Below are 6,430 nucleotides of genomic sequence, written 5' to 3'. Positions count from 1 at the left end.
TTCACCGGAGCAGGCGTATCCGCCGTCGGCTCACCCGCCGCCCGCTTCTGCTCCTGCCGCTCCAGAACCAGCTTCGCCGTATCCGAACGCGCCGCCTCACCCGCCCCACCCAGGTCACGACCCTTACCCGGGAACGGATCCGGCTTCGGAGCCGCATCACCCCGGCCCTCGACATCCGTCAGCGTGACGATGTTCGAATCCTTCTTCGGGGCCTTCCCCGCGTTCTCCGGCTTCACCGGAGCAGGCGTATCCGCCGTCGGCTCACCCGCCGCCCGCTTCTGCTCCTGCCGCTCCAGAACCAGCTTCGCCGTATCCGAACGCGCCGCATCACCCGCCCCACCCAGGTCACGACCCTTACCCGGGAACGGATCCGGCTTCGGAGCAGCCTTCTCGGAACCCGTGTCACCCCTGCGCGCGACATCCGTGAGAGTGACGATGTTCGACCCGTCCTTCGGTCCCTTCACCGCGTTCTCGGGCTTCACCGGGGCAGGCGTGTCCGCCGTCGGGCCGCCTGCGGCCCGCAGCTGCTCCTGCCGCTGCAGGACCAACGCTCCCGGCGACAGGGCCTCCTCGACCTGGTTCCGGAGGTTGCCGGAGGCGGCCGAATCGCTCTTCTCGGACGGGTTCGGCGCAGGGTCGGACTTCTGGCCGGGCTTCGGCTCCTGCTTCGGGGCAGGCGTGGGCTCGGGCTTCGGCTCGGACTTCGGCTCCGGCCGGTTGGACGGGGGCTTGACGTCGGAACCGTTCGGGCCGCCGTCCCGCTGTGCGCCCGGGCCTCCCTCGGTCCGCGGCAACGGGCCGCCGCCACCGCCGCCGTCCTTCGGCGGCTGGCCGCCCTTCGGGCCGGGGCCCTGGTCCGGCCGAGGGGGGTCGGGCCTGAGGTCGGGCCTGAGGTCGGAGCCGTTCGCGCCCCCGTCCCGGCGCCCACCCGGACCACCCGGGCCGCCCTCGGTCAGCGGCGGCGTACCACCACCACCGTCCTTCGGCGGCTGACCGCCCTTCGGGCCGGGACCCTGGTCCGGCCGAGGGGGCTCGGGCTTGAGGTCGGAGCCGTTCGCGCCCCCGTCCCGGCGCCCACCCGGACCACCCGGACCACCCGGGCCGCCCTCGGTCAGCGGCGGCGTACCACCACCACCGTCCCTTGGCGGCTGGCCGCCCTTCGGGCCGGGACCCTGGTCCGGACCGGGACCGGCGTTGGGCTCCGGGTGCGGTTTCGAACCGCCGCCGTGCCCGGCGCCGTTCCCGCCGGTTGAGCCGGACGGCACAGTGGCCCCGGAGGTCGCGGTCGAGTTGCCGAGGCGGTTGTCGCCGCCCGTGATCCTCCGGGCCTCGGGTCCGCCGTCGCCCGAGGACTCGGTGCCGCGCTTGGAGGGGGGCTCGGGGGCCTTCTGCCCGCCCGAACCGTCCTTCGGGACGGAGCCGGACTTGTCGCCCCCGCCGGACTTGTCGCCGCCCGACCGGTCGCTGCCACCGGACCTGTCGCCGCCGGACTCCGTCACGACGCCGTGCTTCGGGGCCTCCGGCTTCGCCGGGCCGCCGGAGGAGGACGAGGAGCCGCCACCGCTCTTGTGGTCCGAGCCGGAGGCGTTCGCCCCGCCCTCGGTCCGGTGGGAGGCCGGCGGCGGGGTGAGCGAGGCGGTGGAGCCCGCGGCGTCGCCGCTGTGGAGGTGCACACTGCCGGGGATCTGGTCGTGCCCGCCGGGCCGGGGCACCGGGAAGGGCGCGGGGTGCCCCGCGATGTTGCTCATCGCCGACAGCAGGTTCAGCGGGTGCAGCGCGCCGTAGTACTTGCCGTTCGTGGCGTTGATCTGGGCGCTGTCGAGCCCCCGGACGAAGTCCACGTACTTCGTGGTCAGCGGCGAGGCCAGCCCCAGGATCATGTGGCGGGCGCCGCCCATCATGAAGCCGCCCAGGAAGCTCATCCCGCTGGCCGACCACTCGCCGTAGTAGATCTTGTTGAAGAAGCCCTCGGTGAGGTACTGGTTGGTCCCCATCTTGATCTGCTCGCCCAGGACGTGCCCCAGGACGAACATGGTGTTCATCCGGTCGATCCGGCCCGCGAGTTCGGGCAGCTTCTCGGCCAGCGCCCGCAGGCCCGCGGACGGCGCGTGGGCGCCGCCCTCGGCGATCTCGCGCAGGGCGGTGCCGAGCGCCGTGCGGCCCGCGGCCGACCTGGCGCCGTTCTCCACGAAGGTCTTGCCGAACCGCTCCCCGAGCTCCTTGGCGGTCGCGGCGCCGAGCTCCTTGCCGAGGCCCTTCTCGAAGATCCTCCCGAGGTTCGTGGTGAACCGCTCCCCGGCCGCGGCGGCCACCTTGCCGCCTGCCCCGAAGCCCTTCGCCAGGTACTGGGCGTTCTCCTTGAGGAGCTTGCTGATGTTGACGGCGAACTCGGAGGCCGCCTTGTTCGCGACCAGGCGTCCGGCCTCCTTGCCCGCGCCCTTGGCGGCACCGCCCGCCGCACCGCCCGCGGCGCCGGCCCCGAGCTCCTTGATCAGGGTGGTCAGTTCCTTGGTCACGAAGATCTTGGCGAGGCCGGCGCCCAGCAGCTTGCCCAGGCCCATCCCCAGCAGGTGCAGCGGGCCCGCGATGGCACCGCTGATCGCGCCCATGATCGCGGCCTGCTTGGTGAGGTCCTTGTCCCACTCGTGCCGGTTGCCCTGGCCGAACTGGATGCCCTGGAGAATCGAGTCCAGGACCAGGCCGCCCAGCACGCCGAAGAAGGTGTGCGTCAGGATCACCTGGACGAGCTTCTTCAGCAGGTTGATGATGATCACCTTCACCACCTGCTTGAACCCCTCCGCGGCGGCCATCGAGGCCCCGAAGGTGAACGGGAAGAAGGCGATGGCCAGCGCGATCTCGATCAGCAGCTGGACGATCTGACCGATGATCATCCACTTGGTGTACTCGACGGTGTTCGCGACCTTGCCCGCGAACTCGCCCAGCTCTCCGGCGAGTTTGCCCGCCGTGGCGAGGTAGTCGATCTCCTCCTTCTCGCCGATGAACCGCCCCATCTCCTTGGCGAACGCCTCGGCGGCCTCCCCCTCGAACTGGGTCCGGCAACTCGTCACCAGCTCGGAGATGTACCCCCGGAGCGTCGGCAGGTCCTCGGCGAGCGCGGCGTACTCGTCCCGGACGTCCCGCAGCAGGCCCTCGTCGGACGTCGGCCACGGCATGCCGGTGAGGATGTGGAAGAACGTCGCGACGCCGGGCGAGACCTGGATCGACGAGTGGGCCATGGCGGGGAGCCTCCGACTGCGAAGCTGGCTGGTGCGGGTGGGGAAGGGCGCGGGAGGCTGCTACCGGTGGTCGGTCAGACCAGGTCGGCGGCGTGCTCGTCGGCCGCGTCGAAGCTGTCGGCGGTGTTCTGGCCGTGCTCTCCGACGCTCAGCAGCTTGAGCCTGATGCTGTCGACCAGGTCGTTCAGGCTCACGGTCGGTTTGTCGACCTTGCTGTGGTACTGCATGCCGATCTGGTCGTTCCCGCCGCCCTTGAGGTTCTTCGCCCCGATGTCCTTGAGCTCGCGCCCGATCTTCTCGATCAGCGCCGCCATCTCCGGGAACTTGGTGAACTCCTCCTTGAGGTCCTCAAGCTTCTTCAGCTGCTTAGCCATTGAACTCCTCCTGCTTGTCGGAGCGCTTGGTCCCGTCGGCCCCCGGCCGCATCGCGGTCAGCGGGGCGAGCAGCGCGTCCAGGTCCAACCCGCCCGATCCGCCGAGCAGTTCGTCCTCCCGCTCGCCGGTGAAGGCCAGCCGCAGCGACTCGCCCACACCGTCGAAGGAGCGCATCGCTGCGGCGACCTTCTCCCCCATCCGGGCCTGGGCCTCGTTCAGCACGTCCTTCAGGACCGCGGCGAGGTGCGCGGGGGCCATCTCCTGGTAGGCGGTGGTGTGGAAGGTCAGCGCGATGACCTGGCCCTGCGGGCCGACCTGCGCCGTGACCAGCCGGTCCTTGGTGGTCACCGAGGCGCTCGACCGCTGCAGCTCCCCGGTCATCGCGGCCATCCTGGCCTGCTGCTCCTCCAGGGACGCCATCGCCTTGGCGAGGTGCTCCTCGAACGAGAACTCCATGTCCGTACCCTTCTCGACTGTGGAAACGCGGGACCGGCTCAGCGGCCGATCACGCCGTGCACCGCACCGGTGTCGGTGCCCCAGACGTCCTCGTCCTCGGACAGCCAGGTGGTCCGCTGACGGTCCTTCTCGCCCTGGGCGCCCATGCCGCCGCCCATGCCGCCGCCCATCGGCATCATTCCGCTGCCGGCGCCGCCACCGCTGGTCGCCACCGAGCGGCCCCGCATCGCGGCCTCCTCGGCGGCGAGGGCCTCGGCCTTCTGGGCCGCCGCCTTGGCCTCCGCCTCCCCGCCGGCGAGGAGCTTGTTGGTGGGTGCGATGCCGTTGCTGTTCTCGATGCCCTTGGGGCTCATCCCGCCGCCGGAGCTGACCAGCCGCGGCAGTTGGCCGGAGCCGCCACCGCCCCCGGCACCGCCGCCTCCGCCGCCGAAGACGCTCCCGTAGGAGCCCGGCACCAGGGTGCTCGAACCGCCGGAGCCGTCCGGGTCGCCGCTCCCGTAGCTGCTCCCGAAGCTGCCGGAGCCGCTTCCGAGGCCGCTGGAACCGCCCCCGAGACCACCGAAGATGTTGGGGTCCAGCGTCCAGGTCGACCCGGTGGACGGCGGACGGGAGATGACCGTCCCGCCGCCGCCCGCGCCGATGGCGTCGAGCGCGTGCTGCTGGTCGCGGTACCGCTGGACGGAGTCGGCGATCGGCTTGCCGCCAGCGTCCAGGAGGGTGCCGTCCGCGGCGATCGAGCCGCCCTTCTCCAGCACCACGGGGTTGCCGTAGGCGTCGAGGACCGGCTTGCCGTCCGGGCCGAGCACCGTGCCGTCCTCCCGGACGGTCGAGCCCTTGGGCACCTTCGCGTTGGGACCGTAGATGCCGCCGCCGGCCCCCGGCGCGACGGTCGAGCCCTCGGGCACGGTGACCTGCTTGCCGTTCTTGTCCAGAACGGGCTTGCCGTTGGCGTCGAACAGCTTGCCGCCGGCGCCGATGTACCCGCCCGGCGGGAGCAGCACCGGCTTCTTGTCGGCGCCGAGGACCGGCTTGCCGTTCTTGTCCAGGATCTGGGCGCCCGAGCCGGGGCCGCCGCCGAGACCTCCGCCGCCGCCCCCGAGGCTGCCGCCGTTCGGGTTCGGGGGGAGCTTCCCGCCGGATCCGCCGCCGGTGTCGGTCTTGGGCCCGCCGCCGCCCGCGCTGAGGGACGGCGGCTTGGGGCCGTTCTCGCCCGTGGGCGGCGGCTTGGGGCCGCCCTCACCGGTCGGGGGCGGCTTGGGGCCGTCCTCGCCGCCGGGCCCGGCGGGGGGCTCGACCGGGGGGAGCTGCAGCGGCGTCTTCCTGAGGCCGGCCTCGTACTTGGCGTTCGCGGCCGTGAACTTGCCGTCCAGGAGGTCCAGTACGGTCCGTGCGCCCCACTGGACGGTGTTGTCGATGTGGGCGGACCAGAGCCGCTTGGCCTCCTGCTCGATCTTGTCGAAGAAGTCCTGGTTGTGCGGGTCTCCGTACGAGCTCGTCACCTTCACCACGGGCGGGGCCCCCTGGTTCGACATGGTGACGGTGACCCGCGCCGAGGCCAGGACCTTGGTGAGGAGGTTGTAGGTGACCAGGGTGGGCCAGGCGTCGTCGCTGTGGTACCAGTTGAAGTAGGCGTTGTAGATGCCCCCGATCGCCTTCGTGAGCTCCGTCTTCAGGGTCTCCAGGTCGGCGGCGAAGTTGCCCCGGGCCAGCTGGTACTGCAGCGCGTCGAGCTCGTCGCCGAAGGACTGCAGCAGGGCCTTGAACTCACCGGCCGCGCTCCCCTGCCAGCTGCCGTCCGGGGCGTCGGTCCGCTCGGCCCACCTCGCGACGGCGTCCTTCCAGGTGCCGAGCCACGTCGTCACGTCGGTGATCGCCTTGGCCGCCGTGGTGAAGGTCTCGGCGTTGACCGTGTCGGTCCACTTCGGGGCCGCGCCCAGCATCGGGTAGAACACCTCGTCGCCGAGGTGCATGAACTTGGAGAGGTCGCCGGCCGGGTCGTTGCCCCAGTCGGTGTAGTTGATGGAGATCCCCACCACGAAGCTGTGCGGGTCCCCCCAGGCGTCCAGGTAGTTCCAGGCCCACCAGACGTCCGTGGGCGCTCCGTCGTGCCCCTTGTCGGTCAGCGTCGCCTTCTTCGTGTACGGGGCCTTCGACCCCGTGAAGTGCTTGTAGTGCTCGACCTTGAGGTTGCTGCCGCTCTTGTACCAGCTGGGCAGACCCGCGCCGATGATCTTCTTCCGGTCGGCGAGGCCGGCCTTCTGGGAGGCGGAGGACGCGAACGCGGCGGCGATCTGCTCCCACGTCAAGTCGGACAATGCTGACACCCTCTCAAGGCGTGCGAAACGGCGGTGTACGGAGGAGTT

The 6,430-nt window shown here is 71.4% G+C and carries 3 protein-coding genes and 1 pseudogene; all 4 read right to left on the bottom strand.

The window, feature by feature from the left end:
* Positions 1–3,236 (bottom strand): annotated as a pseudogene (locus ACGFZP_RS19365) (hypothetical protein); the annotation flags it as partial.
* A 74-nt stretch (positions 3,237–3,310) separates the two neighbouring features.
* A complete protein-coding gene (locus ACGFZP_RS19360) occupies positions 3,311–3,610 on the bottom strand; it encodes a hypothetical protein (protein ID WP_392934243.1) in 300 nt (99 codons plus the stop codon).
* Positions 3,603–4,067 (bottom strand): YbaB/EbfC family nucleoid-associated protein, encoded by a 465-nt coding sequence (locus tag ACGFZP_RS19355; protein ID WP_392934241.1) that lies wholly within the window; start codon positions 4,065–4,067, stop codon positions 3,603–3,605. Before ACGFZP_RS19355 ends, ACGFZP_RS19360 begins: the two co-directional genes overlap by 8 nt.
* Before the next feature lie 38 nt (positions 4,068–4,105).
* Positions 4,106–6,382: a hypothetical protein gene (locus ACGFZP_RS19350; protein WP_392934239.1), complete on the bottom strand. Its 2,277-nt coding sequence runs from the start codon at positions 6,380–6,382 to the stop codon at positions 4,106–4,108.
* Positions 6,383–6,430 lie beyond the last annotated feature (48 nt).

Source organism: Kitasatospora sp. NPDC048239 (genome assembly GCF_043202015.1).
Lineage (GTDB): Bacteria > Actinomycetota > Actinomycetes > Streptomycetales > Streptomycetaceae > Kitasatospora.
The sequence above is the reverse complement of the archived record's forward strand: the minus strand, read 5'-3'. Positions and strand labels throughout refer to the sequence as shown.